A 23,057-nucleotide genomic window follows, 5' to 3' on the forward strand; every position below is an offset into this window, starting at 1 on the left:
CCCATCGACCAAGGGCAGCCTGTAAAGAAACTGCCATGAATAAAATTGTTGTAGTCGATTACGGCATGGGCAACCTGCGCTCGGTCGCGCAGGCGCTGCGCGCGGTGGCGCCCGAAGCCAATGTCCTCATTTCCGGCGAAGCCGCCGACATCGACAGCGCCGACCGCATCGTGCTGCCGGGCCAGGGCGCGATGCGCGACTGCATGCGCAGCCTGCGCGAGTCGGGCGTGCAGGAAGCGCTGATGCGCGCCGCCGAAAGCCGCCCGATGATGGGCGTGTGCGTGGGTGAGCAGATGCTGTTCGACCGCAGCGAGGAAGGCGATACGCCCGGCCTCGGCCTGCTGCCCGGCCGGGTGGTGCGTTTCCAGCTCGAAGGCCGCCTGCAGGAAGACGGTTCGCGCTTCAAGGTGCCGCAGATGGGCTGGAACCGGGTGCGCCAGGTGCGCGCCCACCCGCTGTGGGAAGGCATCGCCGACGACAGCTATTTCTACTTCGTGCACAGCTACTACGCCCAGCCGGAAAACGCCGCCGACACCATCGGCGAAACCGACTACGGCGCGCCGTTCTGCTGCGCGGTAGCGCGCGATAATATCGTCGCCACCCAGTTCCACCCGGAGAAAAGCGCCAGCGCCGGCCTCCAGCTGTACAAGAATTTCGTCCACTGGAATCCCTGATTCCGCCAACCACCTACCAAGAACATCGCCATGCTGCTTATTCCTGCCATCGACCTCAAGGACGGTCACTGCGTTCGCCTGAAACAGGGCGACATGGAACTCGCCACCGTGTTTTCAGAAGACCCCGCCGAAATGGCGCTGCACTGGCTGAAGCAGGGCGCGCGCCGCCTCCACCTGGTGGACCTGAACGGCGCGTTCGCCGGCAAGCCGAAGAACGAGCCCGCCGTGAAATCCATCCTCAAGGTGGTGCAGGCGTTCGCCCTTGAAAACGGCATCGACGAGATTCCGGTGCAGCTGGGCGGGGGCGTGCGCGACCTCGACACCATCGAGCGCTACCTCGACGACGGCATCAGCTACATCATCGTCGGCACCGCCGCGGTGAAGAACCCCGGCTTCCTGCACGACGCCTGCGGCGCCTTCCCGGGCCACATCATCGTCGGCCTCGACGCCAGGGACGGCAAGGTCGCCACCGACGGCTGGAGCAAGATGTCCGGCCACGAAGTGATCGACCTGGCCCAGAAGTTCGAAGCCTACGGCGTCGAATCGATCATCTACACCGACATCGGCCGCGACGGCATGATGGGCGGCGTCAACATCGACGCCACCGTCAAGCTGGCGCAAGCCGTGCGCATCCCGATCATCGCCTCCGGCGGCCTGCACAACCTGGCCGACGTCGAGGCGCTGTGCAAGGTGGCCGATGAAGGCATCGAGGGCGTGATCTGCGGGCGCTCGATCTACGAAGGCACGATCAACCTGCGCGAAGCGCAGGAACGCGCCGATGAACTTACCGAAAGCGACCTGGCCTGATGCTTGCCAAACGAATCATCCCCTGCCTCGACGTGACCGACGGCCGCGTCGTCAAAGGCGTCAATTTCACCGAGCTGCGCGACGCCGGCGACCCGGTCGAAATCGCGCGCCGCTACGATGCCCAGGGAGCGGACGAGATCACCTTCCTCGACATCACGGCGTCTTCCGACGGCCGCGACCTGATCCTGCACATCATCGAGCAGGTGGCATCCAGCGTCTTCATTCCGCTGACGGTGGGCGGCGGCGTGCGCAAGGTGGAGGATGTGCGGCGCCTGCTCAACGCCGGCGCGGACAAGGTCAGCATGAACACGTCGGCGGTCACCAATCCGCAGCTGGTGTTCGACGCCTCGCAGAAGCATGGTTCGCAGTGCATCGTGGTGGCGATCGACGCCAAGCAGGTGGCCCCCGGGCGCTGGGAAGTGTTCACCCACGGCGGGCGCAACGCCACCGGCCTCGATGCGGTCGAGTGGGCGCGCAAGCTGGAAAGCCTGGGCGCGGGCGAGATCCTGCTGACCAGCATGGACCGCGACGGCACCAAGTCGGGCTTCGACCTGGGCCTGACGCGCGCGGTGTCCGATGCGATCGGTATCCCGGTGATCGCCTCGGGCGGCGTCGGCGGCCTGCAGGACCTGGCCGACGGCATCAAACAGGGCCACGCCGATGCGGTGCTGGCTGCAAGCATCTTCCACTACGGGCAGCACACGGTAGGGGAAGCCAAGGAATTCATGGCGCGGCAAGGCATCCCGATGCGGATTGCCTGAGCCTGCACAACACGGGGAACAGCGTATGGTCAATGCAACGGGCACTGCGCCGAATGCCAAGTGGCTCAAGAAGGTGAAGTGGGACGAGCACGGCCTGGTGCCGGTGATCGCCCAGGAAGCGGGCAGCGGCGACGTGCTGATGTTCGCGTGGATGAACCGCGACGCGCTGTGCCGCACGGTGGAGCTGGGCGAGGCGGTGTACTGGAGCCGTTCGCGCAAGAAGCTGTGGCACAAGGGCGAGGAGTCCGGACACGTGCAGAAGGTGCTGGAGATCCGGCTCGACTGCGATGAAGACGTGGTGCTGCTCAAGATCGAGCAGGCCGGCGGCATCGCCTGCCACACCGGACGCCATTCCTGCTTCTTCCAGAAGTTCGACGGCGACGCGAAAAACGGCGACTGGCAGACGCTGGACCCGGTGCTGAAGGATCCGGAAACTATTTATACCAATCCAAAGAAGAAAAGATGAGCCAGACCTTGGGCCGCCTGGCGGCCGTGATCGAATCGCGCAAACCGGAAAACGGCGGCGACCCCGCAACCTCCTATGTGGCCAGGCTGATGGCCAAGGGCGACGACGCCATCCTGAAAAAGATCGGCGAGGAAGCCACCGAGCTGGTGATGGCCGCCAAGGATGCACGCCACGGCGCCGGCAGCGAGAACGTCTTGTACGAGTGCGCCGACCTGTGGTTCCATTCGATGGTCCTGCTGGCAAGGTTCGACCTCACGCCGCAGCAGGTGCTCGATGAACTGGCGCGGCGCGAAGGCTTGTCCGGCATCGACGAAAAAGCCTCCCGTAAAGAATAACCAAAGGAAAGCTGCATCATGACCAACTGCATCTTCTGCAAGATCGCCGCAAAACAAATTCCTTCGTCCATCGTTTACGAGGACGACGAGTTGATGGCGTTCAAGGACATCAACCCTGCCGCGCCGGTGCACCTGCTGGTGATCCCCAAGCTGCACGTCGCCACCTTGTCCGAATGCACGGAAAGCCATGCCGCCTTGCTGGGCCGCATGCTGGCGCTGGTGCCGAAGCTTGCTGACGAGTACGGCTGCGCGGTCAGCTACGACGCCGAGGGCACGCCCCAGGGCGGCTACAAGATCCTCATCAATTCCGGCCCCGACGGCGGCCAGGAGGTGTACCATCTGCACCTTCACCTCTACGGTGGGCCCCGCCCCTGGCGAGGTCTGCGTTAAGCAGGACGCGCGCGCGCGCTTCGCGTAAAATAACGTAGGTTTGACGGATACGGGCGAGAGCGTCCCGCAAGGAGAAAATGATGGGTTCAATGAGTGTTTGGCACTGGCTGATCGTGCTGGTCGTAATTTTGCTGATTTTCGGCACCAAGAAGCTTGGCAACATGGGTAGCGATATCGGCAAGGCCGTCAGGGGCTTCAAGGAAGGCGTCAAGGGCGGCGGCGAAGACGACAAGAACGCCGACCCGGCCGTGACGCAAAAAGTCGCGGACAAGTCCACCATCGACGTCGACGCGAAAGAGAAGAACAAGCAGTAAGCACGGCGGGCGTGCGCCGCGCGCCTGTCAGCCCACACTTGCAAAATGAATGATCGATCTCGGACTCTCCAAACTAGCCATCATTGGCGTTGTGGCACTGATAGTCATCGGCCCCGAAAAGCTGCCCAGGGTGGCGCGGATGGCCGGAACCCTGTACGGGCGTGCCCAGCGCTACCTGCATGAGGTAAAGACGGAAGTCAGCCGTGAGATCGAGCTCGACGAACTGCGCAACCTGAAGAAGGAAGTCCAGGACGCGGCACAGTCGATCAAGTCCGATGTCGAGCGCAGCATCCTCGAAGCGAAGGATGACATCGATGCAGCGTGGCGCGGCCACGAAGCCTCGCACGAGGTGCACGCCACCGTGGGCGACCTCGAGCGCAAGGCGAAAGATTTCCGCCGCAAGAAGCTGGTACGCAACTCGGCCGTGCCGGGCTGGTACAAGAAGCGTCATGGCGGCAAGACCCAAATCATGTCCGGCGCGGCGCGCGTGCGCAAGTTCCGCCCCGGCCTCAAATCCACCTCTTCGTTTTTCTAAATGACTGAAAAAACAGCGGGCGAAGAGACCTTCATCTCCCACCTGATCGAGCTTCGCGACAGGCTGGTCAAGGCGTCCATTGGCATCGCCATCATGTTCGGCGTGCTGGCGCTGTGGCCCGGCCCGGCCGCCATCTACGACATCCTGGCCGCGCCGATGATCGCATCGCTGCCGACCGGCTCGAAGATGATCGCCACCGGCGTCATCGCGCCCTTCCTGGTGCCGATGAAAGTCACGCTGGCGATCGCCTTCATCCTGTCGCTGCCGTGGGTGTTCTACCAGGTGTGGGCCTTCATCGCGCCAGGCCTGTACACCCACGAAAAGAAGCTGGTGCTGCCGCTCGTGATCTCGTCCTCGCTGCTGTTCATGGCCGGCGTGGCGTTCTGTTATTTCTTCGTGTTTGGCCGCGTATTCGAATTCATCGCCGGGTTCTCGCCGACCTCGATCGCCGTCACCCCGGACATCGAAAACTACCTCGACTTCGTGATATCGATGTGCCTGGCGTTCGGCGTGACCTTCGAAGTGCCGGTGGTGGTCGTGATCCTGGTGCGCATGGGCATCGTATCGGTTGCCAAGCTGAAGGAAATCCGTTCCTACGTCGTCGTTGGCTCCTTTGTCATCGCCGCCATTGTCACTCCTCCCGACGTGGTCAGCCAACTGGCGCTGGCCATTCCGATGTGCCTGCTGTACGAACTGGGCCTGCTGCTGGCGCCGGTCTTCGTCAGGGCAACCCAGGCTCCCACCGAACAGGGCTGATCCTTCCGCCCTGCGCGCCGCTGCCGGCACGCAGGGATCCAGCCTTGCCTGCCTTAAGGGCAATTTCCAATCACGTAGTAGCCGGCCGAGGTCTGCGCCAGGATAGATCGGGGACAGACCTCGATCTCGACCTGGATGGTGGTCTGTCCCCGAACTTATAGATGGTGGTCTGTCCCTGAGCCTTCCCCTCATATTTCGTACGTCTCGAGCATGGACCCGAGCTCGTTCAACGCTTCGGCGATTTGACGTCGCGTTAAGAGTGCCGAGCTGTGATATTGCAGCCAGTGGCGCGCTAGCGACAGGATGGATAGGGTGGCAGCCGCTTTCTTGCGACTGCCATAGTGAACAGCGAACCCGTTGCGGCGTACGGCCAAGCCGATCAGCCACAGCGCGAACGCAAGCAGCGATGCGATGAGCAACAAGATGGTGAGTCGATGTGGCTTGCGTGTTTGGCTGCTGCTGAGCCCCATTCCCCATTGGGAGCTTTTGAGGTCGCGGAACGTCTGCTCGATCTGCATGCGGCCCTGGTACAAATTAACAACCGCCTTGGCACTGAGCCTCGACAGGCGTGGCGAAACAGCCAGCAACCACGGCTCCCGTTGCCCTGCGCTCTGCTTCTTACTATGGTGGCTCTGCGATTTTTTCCCGAACACAGTCTTGCATGTGCGCCCTTTGGGTACTCTCTTGATCATCACCAAACGGCATGGCACAGGGTTCGAACGGACGTAATTGAAGCTCCCCAGGTCGCGTGCACGTCCCTTCGTGTCCGCGAAATGCTCTTTGCAACCGCGCCAGTCACTTTTGCCACTGGGGGTCACCATGTCGCGGTTTCGGATGCGTCCTATCCAGGCAAACCCGAGTTGATCGAGCATCTTGAACCACGCGGCGCGAAAGCCGGCATCGGTGATGATCAAGGGCTGACAATGGGCTGGCAGCACCGAGCGTAGCGTCTTCATGAACTCGCGGTGCACCGAAGCCGCACCATACTGCGCGGTGGGGTGTATCTCTTCATAGATGACGATAGCGCGGCCCTTCACAACGACAGCCGCACGCAGCACGTGTTGGCTGATGTCGGCTAACAAATCGGACCAGTCCACGATAATGCTGATCTTCGATTGGCCTTGCAAGACGCGCTGCGCGACTGCGCGAAATATCTCCACGCGTTCGGTCGCCAGATGGGGATTGCTCAACAGCCGATCACAGCGCTTGATGCGATGACGCAATGAGCTCGAGCCTTGCACAGACTTACTCATCTTCAGCAAACCAAGCCCGCCACTCCGCGCCGCCTCAATCATCAAGGCAAGGCAATGCCGGCGTTTGGCGTGTATCGATGGGCATTGATCGGCTAACAAATCTTGTATGATTCGTCCTGCATGCATAGTCTGTTCCTTTCGTTCGCAGTTTGGTCGCTACAAACGAAAGGGTTAACACAGCCATGCATGCGCCGTTTTTGGGATTAGAAGTTAACAGGCATCCAGCCTGTTTACAAGCAATTTTTGAGGGGAAGGCTCAGGGTCTGTCCCCGAACTTGCATTGCCGGTGGCATTGGGCGCCAGGATCACTGCGCCGTACTGGTCGGCCACGCCTTTCCAGTTGAAACCGTTGTCGGTGGCGTCGTTGATGACGTCGCCGGCGGCGGTGGAACCGAACGGGCGCAAGGAGGCCGCCGCAGCCGGAAGCCGTGGAAAAACCTGAAGCGGTGAAGGTGCGTGGGCGGCGCGGGGAAGGCGTAGGAAAACAATCACACAAACTAACAGCCCGGGGCAATTCTACTGTGATTGCCTGGCCGGAATAGCGGTGTTTGCAGTTCGTTCCGGCACGCCCCGTGTGCGTATTTGCACACGGACAGGCATGCACCGCTACAATCCGGTTTTCACTTTTACAAGGGAACAGCCGTGGGAATGTGCGCGCACATCGTGAGGATGGCGGAATACAACGAATGGATGAATGCGCGGCTGTACGAGGCTGCTGCGACCTTGCCTGAAGACGAGATACTTGCCGACAAGGGCGCCTTCTTCGGCTCGCTCTACGGCACGCTGAACCATATCCTGCTGGGCGACGTCATCTGGCTCAAGCGTTTCGCCACGATGGCCGACTATCCCGCGCTGGACCCGGTGCGCGCGATGCCGCAGCCGGCAGGGTTCGACCAGCGCAGCGGCAGTTTCAGCGAACTGCGCGCGCTGCGCGCCAGCCTCGACGGCATCATCCGCGCCTGGGCCGGCGAGATCGACGAAGCCGAACTGCCGCGCATGCTGGAACACAAGAGCGTGGCCGGCTTGCCGTTCGCGCGCGAGTTCGGCGGCTCGCTGATGCACTTCTTCAACCACCAGACCCATCACCGCGGCCAAGCCACCACATTGCTGTCGCAGGCCGGAATCGACATGGGTCCGACCGATCTGGTCATGCTGGTGCCAAACGTCGCGCAAGCCTAACGCACCCCAAATGAAAAAAGGCGCCGCAGCGCCTTTTCCTTGTTCGCCTGGCGCAGCTTAGCGCTCGCCACCCTTTGGGAACTCCGGGTTGTTCTGGCCGCCGCCGCCCTCTTTCCTCAACTCCTTGCCGCCCGTGCGGCGCATCGAGTGAGTGGTGGTTTTCACGGGGATGCGGCTGCCGGTGAGCATCTCGCCTTTTTCCTGCTCGAACACTTTGGCATTTTCCGCTTCCCGGGCATCGGCCCCATCGGCCGGAAGTTCAGGCGACGCGCACGCCGTCAGGGCAAACAGGCAGGCGATCGTGCCCGCGGTAATCAAGGACTTCATAATTCCCTTTCAATACATACGTTTTGGTTGTACCTGCCGCCTTCAATCTCGTGAATCGAAGAATTTTTATGGTAGGACAAGATTGATGTTATTGCAATGAATTTTGGGACAATGTTACTCTTCCATGCTTATTGCATAAGTTCGCGGATCATCGGCACCGGCGCACTGCCGTAGCTGAGGAACTGCTCGTGGAAAGCCTTCAGGTCGAAGCGCGGGCCTAATGCCTGCTTGCGCTCTTCGCGCAGGTCCATGATCTCGCTGTAGCCGCTGAAGTAGCTGGTCAGCTGCACCGAGCTGACTTTCGCGCGGTGCCACTTCTCGGCCGCTTCGCTGCGGGTCTGGAAGGCCTGGCGCACCAGCATGTCCAGCCCTTCGGCTTCGCTGATGCCCAGTACGTGCACGCTGTAGTCGAGGATGGTGTTGGTCACCACGCGCAGGTTCCACTTCGACCACATCAGCCACATCTCCGGCGTGTTGCCGCCGTAGCCAGATTCGAGCATCATGCGCTCGCCGTACACCGCCCAGCCCTCGACCATCGCGCCGTTGCCGAACAGGGACTTGACCAGCGACGGCGATTTGTTGGCATACACCAGCTGCGCGTAGTGGCCCGGGATCGCCTCGTGGATATTCAGGATCTGCAGCATCCAGTGGTTGTACTCGCGCAGGCTGCTCTCGGCCTGCTCCGGCGTCATGCCGTCCAGCGGCGTGACGTTGTAGTAGGTGCGGTCCTGCGGACGGTACGGGCCGGGCGCGTCGATGCTGGCGCCGGCGATGCCGCGCTGGTACATCGGGGTCTCGCGCACCACCAGCGGCTTCTTTGGATCGAGGGTGAGCAGATTATGTGTGGTCACCCATTCCTGCAGCTGCGGGATCTGGCGCCGGATCTCGGGGAAGAACTCCTCGCGCGACACGTGGTTGGCCGACAGCTTGTCGATCACCATGCCGATCTTGCGGGTGCGGTCGGCAGGCTTCGGCGTCGAACCCATGGTCTCGGCCCACAGTTCGTCCGACAGCGCGTCCATGCGGGTGAGCAGCTGCTCGCGCGCGGCTAGCGCCTTCTGGTAGGTCTGTTCGGCGCTGCTGCCGGCCTGGATGTCATGCCTGAACTTCGGCTCGTACAGCGCCTTCCCGATGCGGAACGAGCGCGCCGTGCCGGCCGCCTGCTGCTGCTTGTCGAGCGCCGCCAGGAAGTCGACGTAGCCGATCAGGGCATGGCCCGCGTTGGCGATGCGCGAGGCGAACTGGTTCTTCTCGGCCGGCGTCAGGGTCGAGTCCTGCGCTTCCTTGCCAAGGTCGGCCAGCACCGCCAGCGTACCCGGCGCCTGCGTGATCGCCAGCTGCGTGTGTTCGTGGGTCGGGTTGCGGATGCTTGCTTGCGCCGCCGCGAAGTAGGCCGGCACATGCTCGATGCGCTTGAGCAGGGTGCGCAGGCGCTGCGCCTTGGACGCATACGGCGTTGTCAGCACCAGGTCGATCGGCTGCGCGATGTTATACAGCGACGGGTTCCACTCGTATTCCTTGAACGTGGTCAGGTACCAGCGGTCCGATTCGAGCTTGTTGACCAGCAGGGCCAGGTCGGTGCGCTGCTTGTCCGACAGCTTGCGGGTGTCGAACTTGCCGAATTTTTCCAGCCATTCGTTGGCGAACGCCAGCTGCTGCGCGCGCGTCGCGGCGCTCGGGATCACCAGCGTGGCCGCGCCTTCGTACTTGCCCACGACGATCGCGCTGTCCGGATCGATCTTCCACAGCGCGGCGAGGAACTGCATGCTCTGGGTATTGAAGCGGCGATCCTGCGCGCGGTCATTGGCGGCAGGCTGCGCAGCCGCAATCGCCACTGCGGCGGCGGCCGCCGGGACGGCCTTTGCCTTGCTGGACTTGCCCTTTGCTACCGGAGCCTTGGCCTTGCCTGCCTTGCCCTTGACTGTCTTGGTGACCTTGGCCTTGCCCTGCTTTTTCGGCTTGGCGGCGCCCGCAGGCGCCAGCGCGAAGGAAGTAAGCAGGAGAGCCAGGGCTATTTTCGTTTTGATCATTCTGTTCGGCCTCGTATGTACGTGGGATCTGGCGCGCGGAAGCGGACGTGCAAAGGGCGCAGATTAGCACCAAATGCCGCAAGCATGTCCGTTTTGTAACAGCTGCGTGCAGCCTTCCGCTTAGTGCCCGAGGCCCTCTTGCAGCATCTTCAACATGTCGGACGGCGACAGCCGCGCGGCCGCATCGCTGCCCTCGAGCAGGCTGTCGGCCAGGTCGCGCTTGTGCTTGTGCAGGTCGACGATGCCTTCCTCGATGGTGTTCTTCGCCACCAGCCGGTAGATCGTCACCGGCCGCTGCTGCCCCATGCGGTGGGCGCGGTCGGAAGCCTGGTCCTCGACCGCCGGGTTCCACCACGGGTCCATGTGGATCACGTAGTCGGCCGCGGTCAGGTTGATGCCGACGCCGCCCGCCTTCAGGCTGATCAGGAACACGTCGCCGTCACCCGCCTGGAAGGCGTCGACCCGCTCCTTGCGCGCCTGCATGGAGGTGGAGCCGTCCAGGTACTGGTAGCGCACGCCCTTTGCATCGAGGTGCTTGCGGATCAGGGTCAGGTGGTCGACGAACTGGCTGAACACCAGCACCTTGTGGCGATTCTCCAGCAGGCCTTCGAGCAGGCGGCCGAACACGGTCAGCTTGCTGCTTTGCAGGCCCAGCTCCGGCGCCACCAGCTGCGGATTGCAGCAGGCGCGGCGCAGCTTCATCATCTCGGCCAGGATCTGGATCGATTTCTGGCTTTCCGGGCCTTCCAGAGACGCCAGCTTGGCCAGCGCATCGCGCCGCAGCGTCTCGTACAGCGCGGCTTCTTCCGCGGTCTGGTCGACCGGCAGCACGATCTCGGTGCGCGGCGGCAGTTCGGACAGCACCTGCGACTTGGTACGTCGCAGGATGAAAGGCTGGATCAGGCGCTTCAGCCGCGCCCGTGCCGCGGCGGCCGCCCGCTTGTCCTGCGCGCGTTCGATCGGCCCGGCGAACTTCAGGTTGAACTGGTCGTTGGTGCCGAGCAGGCCCGGATTGATGAAGCGGAACAGGTTCCACAATTCGCCCAGGTGGTTCTCCAGCGGCGTGCCGGTGGCGACCATGCGGAAGTTCCCCTGCAGCGCCATTACCGCGGCGGAGCGCTTGGTGGCGTTGTTCTTGATCGCCTGTGCTTCGTCCAGCACGATGGTATGCCACTTCACCTTGGAGAACATCTCCGCTTCGAGCTGCAGCAGGCCGTAGCTGGCGACGACCAGGTCGAATGGCTGCACCTCGTCCAGCATCGCGGCGCGGTCGCCGCCGCCGAATAGCTTGACGTTCAGCGTGGGCGCGAAGCGCGCCGCTTCCGCCATCCAGTTGGTGCACACCGAGGTTGGCGCGACCACTAGCGTCGGCCCCTGCGGCGCGCGCGACAGGATCAGCGCCAGCGCCTGCAGCGTTTTGCCGAGGCCCATGTCGTCGGCCAGGCAGGCGCCCACGCCCCAATGGGCCAGGCGCGCCAGCCAGTCGTAGCCTTCATGCTGGTAGTCGCGCAGTTCCGCCTGCAGGGTGGACGGCAGCTTCGGCTCGAAGGCGGCGCTGCTGTCGATGCGCGAGAGATGCTCCTTCCACAGCTTGTCGGCCTTGACGCCGCCCGCGTCCGCCGCCAGCTCCTGCAGCGCGAAGCTGGCAAGCGGGTGCACGCGCACCCCAATGCCATGCTGGTCGCTGAAGGCGACGAGGTCCATCAGGCGCTTGTGCAGTTCGGTGCTGAGCGCGGCGAACTGGTTGTCGCCCAGTTCCACGAAGCGGCCCTTGCCCGATTTGACCATGTCGAGCAGGGTGCGCAGGCTGACTACTTTGTCTTCGTCGATGGTCACTTCCGCGTCGGCGGCGAACCAGTCCTTGTCGCGCTTGATCGACAGGCGCACCGATGACGACTCCACCTTGCGCGCCACGCGGAACGACTGGCCCTCCGGCCAGGCGATCGTCACTGTGGCCGGATCGAGTTCCTGCAACTGGGCCAGCAGCTCGAGGCAGGCGAGCGGCTGCGCCAGCAGCCACTCGCCGTGGCCGGCCTCGGCCTCTTCCAGCGCCAGGCAGGACGCCACCAGCTGGCGCTCCGCTTCGCGCTCGGCGTTCAGGTCGCGCCGGGCCTCGGTGCGCACGCCCTCGACGTCGGCGATCACGCTCTCGGCCCCGCTGCCTGGTGCGTAGTAGGCTCCGGCGCCGGGCAGTGGCCGCACCAGCACGTGCATCTTGAGGCCGTGCTGGTAGGGCAGCAGGTGTACGTGCAGGCGGCTGTCGGCCTTCACCTGTTCGATGTCGGCGGCGCTGCTGCCGATGTCCGACTGTACCGTCACGATCAAGGAGATCGCGCTGATCGCCTTGAGCACCTGCTTTTCCGCGTGCAGCGGCACCTGCAGGCCTTCGCCGATGATGGCGCCGACGCTGCGGTGCTCCGGCTTGACGCGCACCACGCGCAGCCGTGTCGGTGATTCGCGCGTGACGCAGACGTCGTCGCTGCTGTTGTCGATCGGCGGCTGCATCGTGATCGTCACCATGCTGCCTTGGGCGCGCACCATCAATTCCGGTTCGCCGGGCAACAGCTCGACGCGGGTGCCGGGCGAATCCTTCCAGAACAGCAGCGGGTGGCCGATCAATTCCTGCACGGCGCGGTCGGCATTCAGTTCGTATTGGTCGCCGCGATAGTAGCGGTTGACCTTGATTGCGCCGATCGCGCTGAGATCCTGCACGCTGACGAAATCGAGGCTCCCGCCGTCGCTGTACAGGCGCTTGAGCGCGACCGGCCGCCCCTTGCTCCAGCCGCCCTTCGCATCGCGGCGTTGCTCCAGCGGCTCGATGCCGCGCACGCCATAGCGCGCGTCGTAGTCGATCAGCCACACCAGCCGACCTTCCTTGACCACCTCGGTGGTGATCGCCGGCTGCAGGTTGATCAGCGCATTGAGCTGGCGCTGCCAGCTTTCCTCGCGCTCGAACCAGCCGGTCATGTCGGGCAGGCGGTGGCGCTGGCGCAGCGCGATTGCACGCTGTTCGTGCCCGATGCTGCCCATCTCGCCGAGGACGGCGGCCAGCTGCGACGAGACCAGGTCGAAGCCGGCCAGTTCCGACTGTTCCAGCATCTGTTCCAGCGCTTCGCGCTTGTCCTTCAGCTGGGGCAGCGACAGCCAGTGGTGCATCAGGGCGCGGAACATGAAAGGCTGCAGCGCGGTTTCCCAGTTCCGCGAAGGCAGCACGTCGACGTCGACGGTGCCGCCGCGGATGCGGCGCAGCATGCTCAGTTGTTCGTAGACGGCGGTGTCGTGGCTCTGCACCGCGCGCGTGGCCGCGTCGAGGTAGGCGTCGGCCAGCTTGTCGTGCTTCGCTTCGCCGGTGCGGATCAGGGCCAGCATGTACAGGTGGCCGCCGATGCCCGGGAAGCAGATCTTGCGCTTGCCGGTTTCGCGCCGCAGCAGCTTGAGCGCCTGCTCGAAACCGGTCAGGGCAAGCGCATGGTCGTCGCGCAGCAGCAGGATCACGCTGCGGAAGAACATCGCCAGCGAGTCGTCCAGCTCGCCCAGCATGCGCGCCGCGTCATCCAGCCGGCCGCACAGGATCAGGTGCTCGGCCAGCACGATGCGCAGGTTCATCGAGGCGGCGCCCTGCGCCACATGGCGCTCGGCGAACTCGCGCAGCGCCGGTGCCGTGGCGGGATCGCGCTGCACGTCGTTGACCAGCACTGTCAGCACCATGTCGACCAGCGACGGGTGCATGTGTTCGAACATTCCAGGCTCGAACGGACGTGCGCAGATGTCGACGATAGGGTGCAGGTAGGCCGCTTCGTGGCAGGCCACGCAGGCTTCCAGCAGTGCGCCCACTTCATCCGGCTCGTCGCCCCCGACGAGCGCCATGCGCAGCAGCGCGACGCCCTGGCGGTAGCTGCGCAGGACGACGAAGCCCTGCCAGTCGCGGCGCAGCGGGTTGACCTGGTAGTAGGCACGGCGCAGCGCATGCAGTTTGCCGGCTTCGACCGCATGGCGGATCGCCGGCCAGGCCAGGCCCGCGGAAACGATGGTGCCGCGGCCGTTGATGGTAGCCAGCATGCCTTCCTGGCGCATCCGCAGCAGGCGCGCATCGACGTCGCCGGCATCGATGCCGGCCGCAGCCAGGTATTCGCCCAGCCGGCTTGCGCCCACCGGCTCGCCCACCAGCGCGAGGATGGCGGCGATGATCTTGTCTTCGGGTTCGCTCGCCTCGAAGCGGGCGCGTATTTCAGGTGCCGTCATTCAGTTGCAGCCAGGTTGTCGATGGCGACCGCTTGCGGCGCATCCGGTGGGATCAGGCCGAAGATGCGCTGGTAGAAGTACAGCTCCGCTTCAAGCGTGCGCACGATGCTGTCGGCCCTGCGGAAGCCGTGGCCTTCGCCTTCCAGCGTCATGTAGGCCACCGGCACGCCGGACGAACGCAGCGCCTCGACCATCATTTCCGACTGCGGCGGCGGCACCACCTTGTCGTCCAGGCCCTGGAAGAAGATCATCGGGCGCTTGAGCTGTGCGGTGTGGTTGATCGGCGAGCGCAGCATGTACAGCGCCTCCGCTTCCGGCTGGGGCGCGATCAGGTATTCGTTGTAATGCGATTCGAACTTGTGCGAGTCGGCGTCCAGCCCCTTCAGGTCGGACACGCCATAGTAGCTGGCGCCGGCCTTGAACACGTCATGGAAGGTCAGTGCGCACAGCGTGGTCAGACCGCCCGCGCTGGAGCCGCGGATCACCAGCCGCTCGGGATCCACCATGCCGCGCATGGCGAGATAGCGCGCGCCGGCCACGCAGTCCTCGACGTCGACCACGCCCCACTGGCCCTTGAGCGAATCGCGGTAGGCGCGGCCGAAGCCGGTGCTGCCGCCGTAATTCACGTCCAGCACCGCGAAGCCGCGGCTGGTCCAGAACTGAGTGGCCAGCTTGAGGGTGCTGGCGGCCATGCCGGTCGGGCCGCCGTGGCCGATGACGATCAGCGGCGGCTTGCTGCCCGCGGGCGCTTCCATGTCCACATTGTGCGGCGCGTAGTAGAAGGCGTGCGCGCTGCGCCCGCCCGTGCTCGGGTAGGTGATGCTTTCGGGGATAGACAGGTAGCCGGCCGGCGGCAGCTGGGTGATCGAATGGGCCAGCACCTCGCGCCGGCCATCGGCCAGGTCGATGCGGGCCAGTTCCAGCGGCAGGTCGGGTGCGCCGCCCAGCACGGCCACGGAACTGCCGGACACCCGCAGCTCGCGGATCTCCTGCCAGGGGTTGGCGACGGCTTCGAGCCTGACCGGCGACGTGGAGATGCGGGCCAGCCGGCTGACGCCGTTCTCGATGAAGGTGCAGACGATTTCGGACTCGGAGCGGAAGCCGTACATCGAGCCGCCGAAGGTCCAGTGCGGCGCGCCGAATTCGGCGGCGCGCTTGCACAGCGGCTCTACCTCGCCATCGGCCAGCTGGTACAGGTTCCACCATCCGCTGCGGTCGGAAACGAAGTGCAGCACGCCGGCCGGCGACCATTCGGGCTGGCAGATCGATTCCTCCGGGCCGCCCGCCACCAGCCGCGGGTTCAGCAGCAGGCCGGCCGCGCCGACCTCGGCCACCCACAGTTCGGTGCCCTGCCACGGCATGCGCGGATGGTCCCAGCTCAGCCAGGCCAGCTGGTTCCCATCGGGCGACAGGCGCGGCGCGGCGTAGAAATCGGCGCCTTCCACCAGCACCGTCTCGCTGCCGTCGAAACCGACCGCGCACAGGGTGTTGACCGGGTAGCCGCCGCCGCTGTGGTCCTCGCGCACCGAGACCAGGCGCGCGCGCCGGGTGTCCGCGACGAAGTCCGCAAAGCGCATCGCGCTTGCGGCCGTCAGCGCGCGCGGCGCCTCGCCGTCGGCCGCCATGTACAGGCGGTTGTCGGCAAAGTGGGAGAACCACACCGTGCCGCCGTGGGCCAGGTAGGCGCCGCCGCCGTATTCGTGCACGCGCGAGCGCACGTTGAATGGCGCCGGCGTGATTTCGGTGATGGTCCCGCCGCGCTGGCGCATCAGGGTAGTGCGCCCCGCCTCGCTCGCGCGCCCGGCCAGCCAGTAGCAGTCATCGCCATCCAGCGCGAGCTGCGACAGGGGCACGGCGCCGGCGGCGACCACGCTGGCGCTGATCGGCGAAGGCCAGGCGCCGCAGGGAAGGGCGGGTTTGGCGGAGGGTGCAGTCATGAGGGAACCTCGGTCTAGGGCAGGACAGCATGATAAAGAATACAGGACCCCCGCGCAACGAAGCCGGGCCATGCGCTTCAAGGAGCCGGGGAATGCGATAATAGCGGCTTTCTCCAAGCTTTATTGTCAGCCATGCCACAATTCGCCCCGCTTCAGAACGACACCTTCCTGCGCGCGCTCATGCGCCAACCGACCGACTACACCCCGGTGTGGCTGATGCGCCAGGCGGGGCGCTACCTGCCCGAGTACCGCGCCACGCGCGAGCGCGCCGGTTCCTTCCTGGGCCTGGCCAAGAACCCGGACTACGCCACCGAAGTCACGCTGCAGCCGCTCGACCGCTATCCGCTGGACGCGTCGATCCTGTTCTCCGACATCCTCACGGTGCCGGACGCGATGGGCCTGGGCCTGTATTTCGCCGATGGCGAAGGCCCGAAATTCGAGCGCCCGCTGCGCACCGAAGCCGAAGTGCTGGCGCTGCGCGAGCCGGATATGGAATCGCTCGACTACGTGTTCAAGGCGGTCACCCAGATCCGCACCGCGCTGAACGGCCGCGTGCCGCTGATCGGCTTCTCGGGCAGCCCGTGGACGCTGGCGTGCTACATGGTCGAAGGCGGCGGCTCGAAGGAATTCCACACCATTAAAAAGATGCTGTACAACCGCCCCGACCTGATGCATCACATCCTGGCGGTGAACGCGGCGGCCGTGGCCACCTACCTGAACGCCCAGATCGACGCCGGCGCGCAGGCGGTGATGATCTTCGACTCGTGGGGCGGCGCGCTGGCCGACGGCGCCTACCAGGAGTTCTCGCTGAAATACATGCAGCAGGTGGTCAGCCAGCTGAAGCGCGAAAAGGACGGCGTGCGCATCCCGGCGGTGGTCTTCACCAAGGGCGGCGGCATCTGGCTCGACCAGATCGCCGATATCGGCGCCGACGCGGTCGGCCTGGACTGGACCGTCAACCTTGGCCGCGCACGCGCGCTGGTGGGCGACAAGGTGGCCCTGCAGGGTAACCTTGACCCGGCCATCCTGTTCGCCAGCCCGGACCAGATCCGCGCCGAAGTCGAGCGTTCGCTGACCGCCTACGGCACGCCGGCGGCCGGTCACGGCCATGTCTTCAACCTGGGCCACGGCATTTCGCAGTTCACCCCGCCGGAATCGGTGACGGCGATGGTCGATGCCGTCCACAGCTTCAGCCGCAAGCAACGCGCCGGCTGATGTAGTTCCGCTACAAAAACGAATGGGCCGCAGGCCGGTCCATGCGCCGCAGTCCAGATATTCTCCAGCGTCAAAATCACACTTATGCACAAATTGCATTTTTGCAAACGATTTGTTGGTCCGGCAATTTCCTAATTTGCAGTGTTTTTCTAAGTATTTGATTTTGCAGATAATTTTGCTTGGCCGTTTTGGCGGTAATTGTCCTTTTGACGCGCAGTTCCCGAGTGAAAACGCCAACTTTCCGGCTTTGTCCACAAAGTTATCAACAGGAAGTGTGGATAAAGGAAAAAACCTCAGCGTTTACCGTGACTTAGGCCAGATTGCTCGGTTCGGCGTGAGCTTGCTGTTGCAGCGCATGATATTTTTGTAAATGATTTTCCCTGCATCGGCGGCGCACTTCGGGTATATCTCGCGGTGAATGGCCGGAGCGCAAGTTTAGTGCTTTTTGGCAATGTGAGCGACTACAAACCTGCCCCGAAAACTACCAGTTATGCACAATAAACGCCGGGAAGGTCCCGCAACACCTGTGTAAAAGTACAGTATGCAAGTGACTGAATTTAAAAGAAAAAAATAATTTGATTTTTCTTGGAGCTGTGCATGTCTTGTGCGAAGCACAAATATTTGGACGTTATGGATGGGTTTGTTCACAAAGTTGTCCACAACGTTAGCCAAATGGTGGCGAACGGCGGCGAACCCGCTTCCGGCGCCCTTGTCCAGCCCATGAATGCAGCAAAAAACGCGTCCTGATGACCCATTGCATACTCCGTATTGCGCTCGACACGCCGCTGGACAGCTGCTTCGACTACCGCTGGCCGTGCGAGCCCGGCTCCGAGCCGCTGCCGGGGCAGCTGGCGCTGGTGAGTTTCAGCCACCGTGAAGTAGTCGGGCTCATCGTCAGTGTCGGGCGCGACACCGAGGTTCCGCCCGACAAGCTGAAGGACGCGATCGCCGTGCGCAGCCAGCTGGCCCCGCTGTCCGCGCAGTGGCTGGCGCTGGCCGGCTTTGCCGCCGATTACTACCAGCGCCCGCTGGGCGAGGTGGCGCTGCCCGGCCTGCCGAAGAACTCGCCTGCCCACCACCGTGGCGCTTCGATACCGCGCGCTCAAGAAGATGGACAAGCTGGCCGCCGCGCACGACGCCACCGTTTGCATGCGGTGCTGAAACGCCCGCCAGCGGCAGGCGGCCCGACGCATCGCGGCGCCCGGGGCTTCACAGCCGATCCTGCTATACGGCGTGACCGGCAGCGGCAAGACCGAGGTCTACCTGCAGGCCTGCGCCCAGGTGCTGGAACGCGAGGCTGACGGCCAGATCCTGGTCCTGGTCCCCGAGATCAACCTGACGCCCCAGCTCGAAGGGAATATCCGCGCGCGTTTTCCGGGCGTGATGCTGGCCACCCTGCACAGCAGCCTGTCCGAGGGCGAGCGCATGCTGCACTGGCTGGCCGCGCATCAGGGGCGCGCCCGCATCATCCTCGGCACCCGCCTGTCGATCCTGGCCTCGCTGCCGAACCTGAAGCTGATCGTCATCGACGAAGAGCACGACCCCTCGTACAAGCAGCAGGAAGGCCTGCGCTATTCCGCGCGCGACCTGGCGGTATGGCGCGCGCGCCAGCTGGCGATACCGATCGTGCTGGGTTCGGCCACGCCCTCGCTGGAAAGCTGGCACCACGCCGGTTCGGGGCGCTACCGCAAGCTCGAACTGCGCGAGCGCGCCGTCAAGGATGCGGTGCTGCCGCGCGTGCGCCTGCTCGACATGGAGCGCGACAAGCCGAAGGACGGCCTCACTTCGCACCTGGTGGCGGCGCTGCGCCAGCGCATGGAGCGCGGCGAACAGTCGCTGCTGTTCCTGAACCGGCGCGGCTATGCGCCGGTGATCTCCTGCGACGCGTGCGGGTGGGTCAGCGACTGCACCCGCTGCACCTCCTTCATGGTGCTGCACAAGCCCGAACACCGCCTGCGCTGCCACCACTGCAGCCTCGAGATGCGCATCCCGCGCCACTGCCCGACCTGCGGCAACGTCGACCTGCAGCCGCTCGGGCGTGGCACCCAGCGAGTGGAAGAGGGCTTGCAGCAGCTGTTCCCCGAAGCGCGCATCCTGCGCATCGACGCCGACTCCACCCGGCGCAAGGGCAGCGCGCAGGCGGCCTTCGACACCGTGCACCGCGGCGAGGTCGACATCCTGATCGGAACCCAGATGGTCGCCAAGGGCCACGACTTCAAGAAGCTGACCCTGGTGGGCATCCTGAATCCGGACACCGCGCTGTTCTCGCAGGACTACCGCGCCAGCGAGCGCCTGTTCGCGCAGCTGATGCAGGTGGCCGGTCGCGCCGGCCGCGCCGCGCGCAATGAAGGCGGCAGCGTCAGCGAAGTGCTGGTACAGACCCGCTACGCCACCCACCCGCTGTATGCGGCGCTGGTCAGCCACGATTACGACCGCTTCGCCAACCGCGAGCTGGAAGACCGGCGCGGCGCCGCCCTGCCGCCCTATATGTACCAGGCCCTGCTGCGCGCCGAGGCGCGCGAGCTGGCCATCGCCATCGCATTCCTGGAAGCGGCGCGCGACTGCCTGGCGCACGAAGGCATCACCATCAACGACCCGATCCCGATGACGATGACGCGCGTGCACAACGTCGACCGCGCGCAGCTGCTGGTGGAGTCGCCGTCGCGGCCCGCGCTGCAGGCCTTCCTCAAACAGTGGATCGTGGCGCTGCGCGAGATGAAAAGCCGGGTCAAATGGTCGCTCGAAGTCGACCCGCTCGACATCTGATCCTGCGGGAATGCGCGCCGCGGCCGATTTCACTAAAATGAAAGCCGGATGCAACCCCAACCAAGGAGCGCCATGAACAAGTTGACCGTGGACGTAGCGGTGATCGGAACCGGCACTGCCGGCCTGTCCGCCTACCGGGCCGCGCACGCGCAGGGCAAGCGCACGGTGATGATCGAAAGCGGGCCGTACGGCACCACCTGCGCGCGCGTCGGCTGCATGCCGAGCAAGCTGCTGATCGCCGCCGCCGATGCGGCGCACGCGGCGCGCGCGGCGGCCGGATTCGGCGTGCACGCGGGCGACATCCGCATCGACGGCCGCGAAGTGATGGCGCGGGTGCGCAGCGAGCGTGACCGCTTCGTCGGCTTCGTGCTCGACTCCGTCGACGGCATTCCGGACGCGGACAAGCTGCGCGGCCACGCGCGCTTCACCGGCCCGCAAACGCTGCAGGTGGACGAGCACACGGCGGTCGAAGCGACCGGCATCGTCATCGCCACCGGCTCGCGCCCCTTCGTGCCGCCCGAGCTGCGCGGCGTGGGGCCGGGCGTGATCGTCAGCGACGACGTATTCGATTGGGAAGACCTGCCCGAGTCCGTGGCCGTGATCGGCACCGGCGTGATCGGGCTCGAACTGGGCCAGGCGCTGGCGCGGCTGGGTGTGCGGACCGCCATCTACGCGCGCGGCGGCAGCGTCGCCCACATCAGCGATCCCGAGATCCTGGACGTCGCCGCCCGCGCGCTGGGCGAAGAGCTCGACCTGCGCTTCCAGCACAAGGTGGTGAAAGCGCGCCAGGACGGCGATCGGGTGATGCTCACCACGCGCGACGGCGGCGGCGAGGAACGCACCGAGCGCTACCAGTACGTGCTGGTGGCGGCGGGCCGCACGCCGAATGTCGACGCCATCGGCATCGGAGCCACGGGGCTGGAGCTGGACGCCAAGGGCATTCCGCTGTTCGACCGCCAGACCATGCAATGCGGGAGCAGCCATATCTTCATCGCCGGCGACGCCAACAACGAAATGCCGCTGCTGCCGGAAGCGGCCGACCACGGCAAGATCGCGGGCGACAACGCCGGCCGCTATCCCGGCGTGCATCCAGGACTGCGCCGCACGCCGCTGGCGATCGCCTTCACCGAGCCGCAGATCGCCACGCTGGGCGCGGGCTACCAGGAGCTGTGCGCCGGCGGGCTCCACAAGTTCGCGGTGGGGAAGGTCTCGTTCGACAACCAGGGACGCAGCCGCGTGATGCTGCAGAACCGCGGCATGCTGCGCGTGTACGGCGAATACGGCAGCCGCCGCTTCCTGGGGCGGAGATGGCGGGGCCGCGCGCCGAGCACCTGGCGCACCTGCTGGCGTGGGCCTGCCAGGCCGGCCTGACGGTGCCGGCGATGCTCGACATGCCGTTCTACCACCCGGTGATCGAGGAAGGCGTGCGCACCGCGCTGCGCGACCTCGCCAAAGAGCTGGGCAAGGGCGCGCCTGCGCCCAGCGAGGAACCCGACTGCACGCCGGGCGTGTAGCGCGGGCCGCTAGTTCAGCAGGCCGGCGTTGAGGCGGCCGGCGGCGGCCAGTTCGCGCAGGATGCGGATAGTGTCGATGTCGGCCTCCTGGTAGGCTGAGCGGCGGAAATCGTCGTACATTTCATTGGCCTTGTCTTCCGCCGCGGTGCGGCCATCGTCATAGGAGAAGCGCACGAACAGGCGGTCGTCAGCCGGCTCCTCGATCGCCATCACCAGGGACGAGGCGCCAATCTCGCCCTGCTTCGGCACCTCGTAGCGCACATGCTGCTGCGGCGCGAGCACCACGTGGTCGAGCACCACCAGTTCGCCATAGCGCAGGCGGCGGGTGAATCCGGCGTCGCTGCGGTCGCTGATGGTCACCTCGTCGACCTGCGGGACGAAGATCTTCGGCGACTCCGCGCGCATGACCAGGCCGCGCCACAGCTGCTCGCGGGTGATGGTATCCATCAGGGGGTTCAGCAGGTCGTTAATTTCAATCAGGTGTTCAAATTTCATATTGCTTCGCCATCTAAAGTTGGAGCGTTCGCAACGCTCTATGGTGGGATGGTAACGCATGCGGCGCCCAAGTTGGGCTGCCGCTTTCGAACAATCGGGGACAGACCCCCACCATCGGGGTCTAGCCCCGATGGTGAGGTCTGTCCCGCTTGCGCTACAATGGGCGGCTGTTTCTTCCAAGAAGTCCCTCCCGATGTCCAATGCCCCCAAGTTCGGCCTCAACGTTCCCCAGAGCGAAGCCGTGGTCTATCTCGACGGCCCCTGCCTGGTGCTGGCGGGCGCCGGCTCGGGCAAGACGCGCGTGATCACCCAGAAGATCGCGCACCTGATCGAGGACCGGGGCTACGATCCGCGCACGATCGCGGCGCTGACCTTCACCAACAAGGCGGCCCTGGAGATGCAGGAGCGTATCGCCAAGCTGCTCAAGCAGCCGCGCCAGGCCAAGCAGCTGACGGTGTCGACTTTCCACTCGCTGGGCGTGAAGATCCTGCGCCAGGAGGCGGCCGGCGTCGGCCTGAAGGACCGTTTCTCGATCATGGACAGCGACGATTGCTTCGCGCTGGTGTCCGACCTGGCCATCACCACCGACAAGCAGCTGGTGCGCCAGATCCAGAACTCGATTTCGCTGTGGAAGAACGGCCTGGTCGACCCCGAGGTGGCGATCAAGCAGGCCAAGGACGAGGACGAGGCCCAGGCCGCGCGCATCTACCGCAGCTACGTGGCCACGCTGGCGGCCTACCAGGCGGTCGATTTCGATGACCTGATCCGCCTGCCGGTCGAACTGTTCCGCAACAACGACCCGATCCGCGACAAGTGGCAGCGCCGCCTGCGCTACCTGTTGATGGACGAGTACCAGGATACCAACACCTGCCAGTACGAACTGGTGAAACTGATGGTCACCGGCATCGGCAAGAAGCCGATGTTCACCGCCGTCGGCGACGACGACCAGGCCATCTATGCCTGGCGCGGCGCGTCGGTCGAAAACCTGAAGACCCTGGGCGAGGATTTCCCCGACCTGAAGGTGATCAAGCTCGAACAGAATTACCGCTCCACCACCCGCA

20 protein-coding genes and 2 pseudogenes are annotated in these 23,057 nt (G+C 64.8%); 15 read left to right on the forward strand and 7 right to left on the reverse strand.

All coding sequences use genetic code 11. The features are described from left to right. The first annotated feature begins 35 nt into the window (after positions 1–35). From hisH to tatC, 9 genes are all read left to right on the forward strand, one after another. Positions 36–674, forward strand: a complete 639-nt coding sequence (gene hisH / locus D3872_RS22665; RefSeq protein WP_119812894.1) for an imidazole glycerol phosphate synthase subunit HisH — start codon at positions 36–38, stop codon at positions 672–674. Positions 675–704: 30 nt separating this feature from the next. Continuing rightward, the gene (hisA, locus tag D3872_RS22670; RefSeq protein WP_119812895.1) at positions 705–1,481 is read left to right on the forward strand and encodes a 1-(5-phosphoribosyl)-5-[(5-phosphoribosylamino)methylideneamino]imidazole-4-carboxamide isomerase; all 777 of its coding nucleotides are present in this window, start codon (positions 705–707) and stop codon (positions 1,479–1,481) included. After that, positions 1,481–2,242 (forward strand): imidazole glycerol phosphate synthase subunit HisF, encoded by a 762-nt coding sequence (gene hisF / locus D3872_RS22675; RefSeq protein WP_119812896.1) that lies wholly within the window; start codon positions 1,481–1,483, stop codon positions 2,240–2,242. Before hisA ends, hisF begins: the two co-directional genes overlap by 1 nt. Positions 2,243–2,267: 25 nt before the next feature. Then, positions 2,268–2,708 (forward strand): phosphoribosyl-AMP cyclohydrolase, encoded by a 441-nt coding sequence (gene hisI, locus D3872_RS22680; RefSeq protein WP_119812897.1) that lies wholly within the window; start codon positions 2,268–2,270, stop codon positions 2,706–2,708. Continuing rightward, complete coding sequence (locus D3872_RS22685; RefSeq protein WP_119812898.1) at positions 2,705–3,043, forward strand: phosphoribosyl-ATP diphosphatase; 339 nt, start codon at positions 2,705–2,707, stop codon at positions 3,041–3,043. Before hisI ends, D3872_RS22685 begins: the two co-directional genes overlap by 4 nt. A gap of 18 nt (positions 3,044–3,061) precedes the next feature. Then, a complete protein-coding gene (locus D3872_RS22690; RefSeq protein ID WP_119812899.1) occupies positions 3,062–3,433 on the forward strand; it encodes a histidine triad nucleotide-binding protein in 372 nt (123 codons plus the stop codon). Between the two features lie 80 nt (positions 3,434–3,513). Continuing rightward, positions 3,514–3,747 (forward strand): Sec-independent protein translocase subunit TatA, encoded by a 234-nt coding sequence (gene tatA / locus D3872_RS22695; RefSeq protein ID WP_119812900.1) that lies wholly within the window; start codon positions 3,514–3,516, stop codon positions 3,745–3,747. Between the two features lie 49 nt (positions 3,748–3,796). Beyond that, positions 3,797–4,282, forward strand: coding sequence for a Sec-independent protein translocase protein TatB (tatB, locus tag D3872_RS22700; RefSeq protein ID WP_119812901.1), 486 nt, complete (start codon positions 3,797–3,799; stop codon positions 4,280–4,282). Further along, positions 4,283–5,038 carry a twin-arginine translocase subunit TatC gene (gene tatC / locus D3872_RS22705; protein ID WP_119812902.1) on the forward strand — a complete coding sequence of 252 codons (756 nt, stop codon included), beginning with the start codon at positions 4,283–4,285 and terminating at the stop codon, positions 5,036–5,038. It begins immediately after the preceding gene. Positions 5,039–5,226: 188 nt separating this feature from the next. Here tatC and D3872_RS22710 read toward each other — a convergent pair whose 3' ends face one another. Then, positions 5,227–6,417, reverse strand: a complete 1,191-nt coding sequence (locus tag D3872_RS22710) for an IS4 family transposase (RefSeq protein WP_119810180.1) — start codon at positions 6,415–6,417, stop codon at positions 5,227–5,229. An 84-nt stretch (positions 6,418–6,501) separates the two neighbouring features. Next, positions 6,502–6,696 carry a hypothetical protein gene (locus D3872_RS22715; RefSeq protein WP_119812903.1) on the reverse strand — a complete coding sequence of 65 codons (195 nt, stop codon included), beginning with the start codon at positions 6,694–6,696 and terminating at the stop codon, positions 6,502–6,504. A gap of 243 nt (positions 6,697–6,939) precedes the next feature. On the opposite strand from D3872_RS22715, the gene D3872_RS22720 reads away from it, so the two are divergent. Then, positions 6,940–7,470, forward strand: coding sequence for a DinB family protein (locus D3872_RS22720; RefSeq protein ID WP_119812904.1), 531 nt, complete (start codon positions 6,940–6,942; stop codon positions 7,468–7,470). 57 nt (positions 7,471–7,527) lie between these two features. On the opposite strand, the gene D3872_RS22725 is transcribed toward D3872_RS22720, so the two are convergent. From D3872_RS22725 to D3872_RS22740, 4 genes are all read right to left on the reverse strand, one after another. After that, the gene (locus D3872_RS22725) at positions 7,528–7,797 is read right to left on the reverse strand and encodes a hypothetical protein (RefSeq protein ID WP_119812905.1); all 270 of its coding nucleotides are present in this window, start codon (positions 7,795–7,797) and stop codon (positions 7,528–7,530) included. Positions 7,798–7,925: 128 nt separating this feature from the next. Beyond that, on the reverse strand, positions 7,926–9,827 hold the full coding sequence (locus D3872_RS22730; RefSeq protein ID WP_119812906.1) for a DUF885 domain-containing protein: 1,902 nt from the start codon (positions 9,825–9,827) through the stop codon (positions 7,926–7,928). Positions 9,828–9,947: 120 nt separating this feature from the next. After that, positions 9,948–14,069 carry a DEAD/DEAH box helicase gene (locus D3872_RS22735; RefSeq protein ID WP_119812907.1) on the reverse strand — a complete coding sequence of 1,374 codons (4,122 nt, stop codon included), beginning with the start codon at positions 14,067–14,069 and terminating at the stop codon, positions 9,948–9,950. After that, positions 14,066–16,006, reverse strand: a complete 1,941-nt coding sequence (locus D3872_RS22740) for a S9 family peptidase (protein WP_119812908.1) — start codon at positions 16,004–16,006, stop codon at positions 14,066–14,068. The genes D3872_RS22735 and D3872_RS22740 overlap by 4 nt, the downstream gene beginning before the upstream one ends. A 132-nt stretch (positions 16,007–16,138) precedes the next feature. Between D3872_RS22740 and hemE the strand changes: the two genes are divergently transcribed. From hemE to D3872_RS22755, 4 genes and pseudogenes are all read left to right on the forward strand, one after another. Next, positions 16,139–17,221, forward strand: a complete 1,083-nt coding sequence (hemE, locus tag D3872_RS22745) for a uroporphyrinogen decarboxylase (protein WP_119812909.1) — start codon at positions 16,139–16,141, stop codon at positions 17,219–17,221. Next, positions 17,181–17,591 (forward strand): hypothetical protein, encoded by a 411-nt coding sequence (locus D3872_RS25385; protein ID WP_147373970.1) that lies wholly within the window; start codon positions 17,181–17,183, stop codon positions 17,589–17,591. The genes hemE and D3872_RS25385 overlap by 41 nt, the downstream gene beginning before the upstream one ends. Positions 17,592–17,967: 376 nt before the next feature. Continuing rightward, positions 17,968–19,987: pseudogene (locus D3872_RS22750) on the forward strand (primosomal protein N'). Between the two features lie 72 nt (positions 19,988–20,059). Then, a pseudogene (locus D3872_RS22755) lies at positions 20,060–21,501 on the forward strand (dihydrolipoyl dehydrogenase). A gap of 9 nt (positions 21,502–21,510) precedes the next feature. Here the strand turns inward: D3872_RS22755 and D3872_RS22760 are convergent. Further along, a complete protein-coding gene (locus D3872_RS22760; protein ID WP_119812910.1) occupies positions 21,511–21,996 on the reverse strand; it encodes an AtaL-like protein in 486 nt (161 codons plus the stop codon). 193 nt (positions 21,997–22,189) lie between these two features. On the opposite strand from D3872_RS22760, the gene D3872_RS22765 reads away from it, so the two are divergent. Continuing rightward, a partial coding sequence (locus D3872_RS22765; protein WP_147373971.1) for a UvrD-helicase domain-containing protein occupies positions 22,190–23,057 on the forward strand: 868 nt, incomplete at its 3' end.

This window comes from Massilia cavernae, from assembly GCF_003590855.1.
Lineage (GTDB): Bacteria > Pseudomonadota > Gammaproteobacteria > Burkholderiales > Burkholderiaceae_D > Telluria_A > Telluria_A cavernae.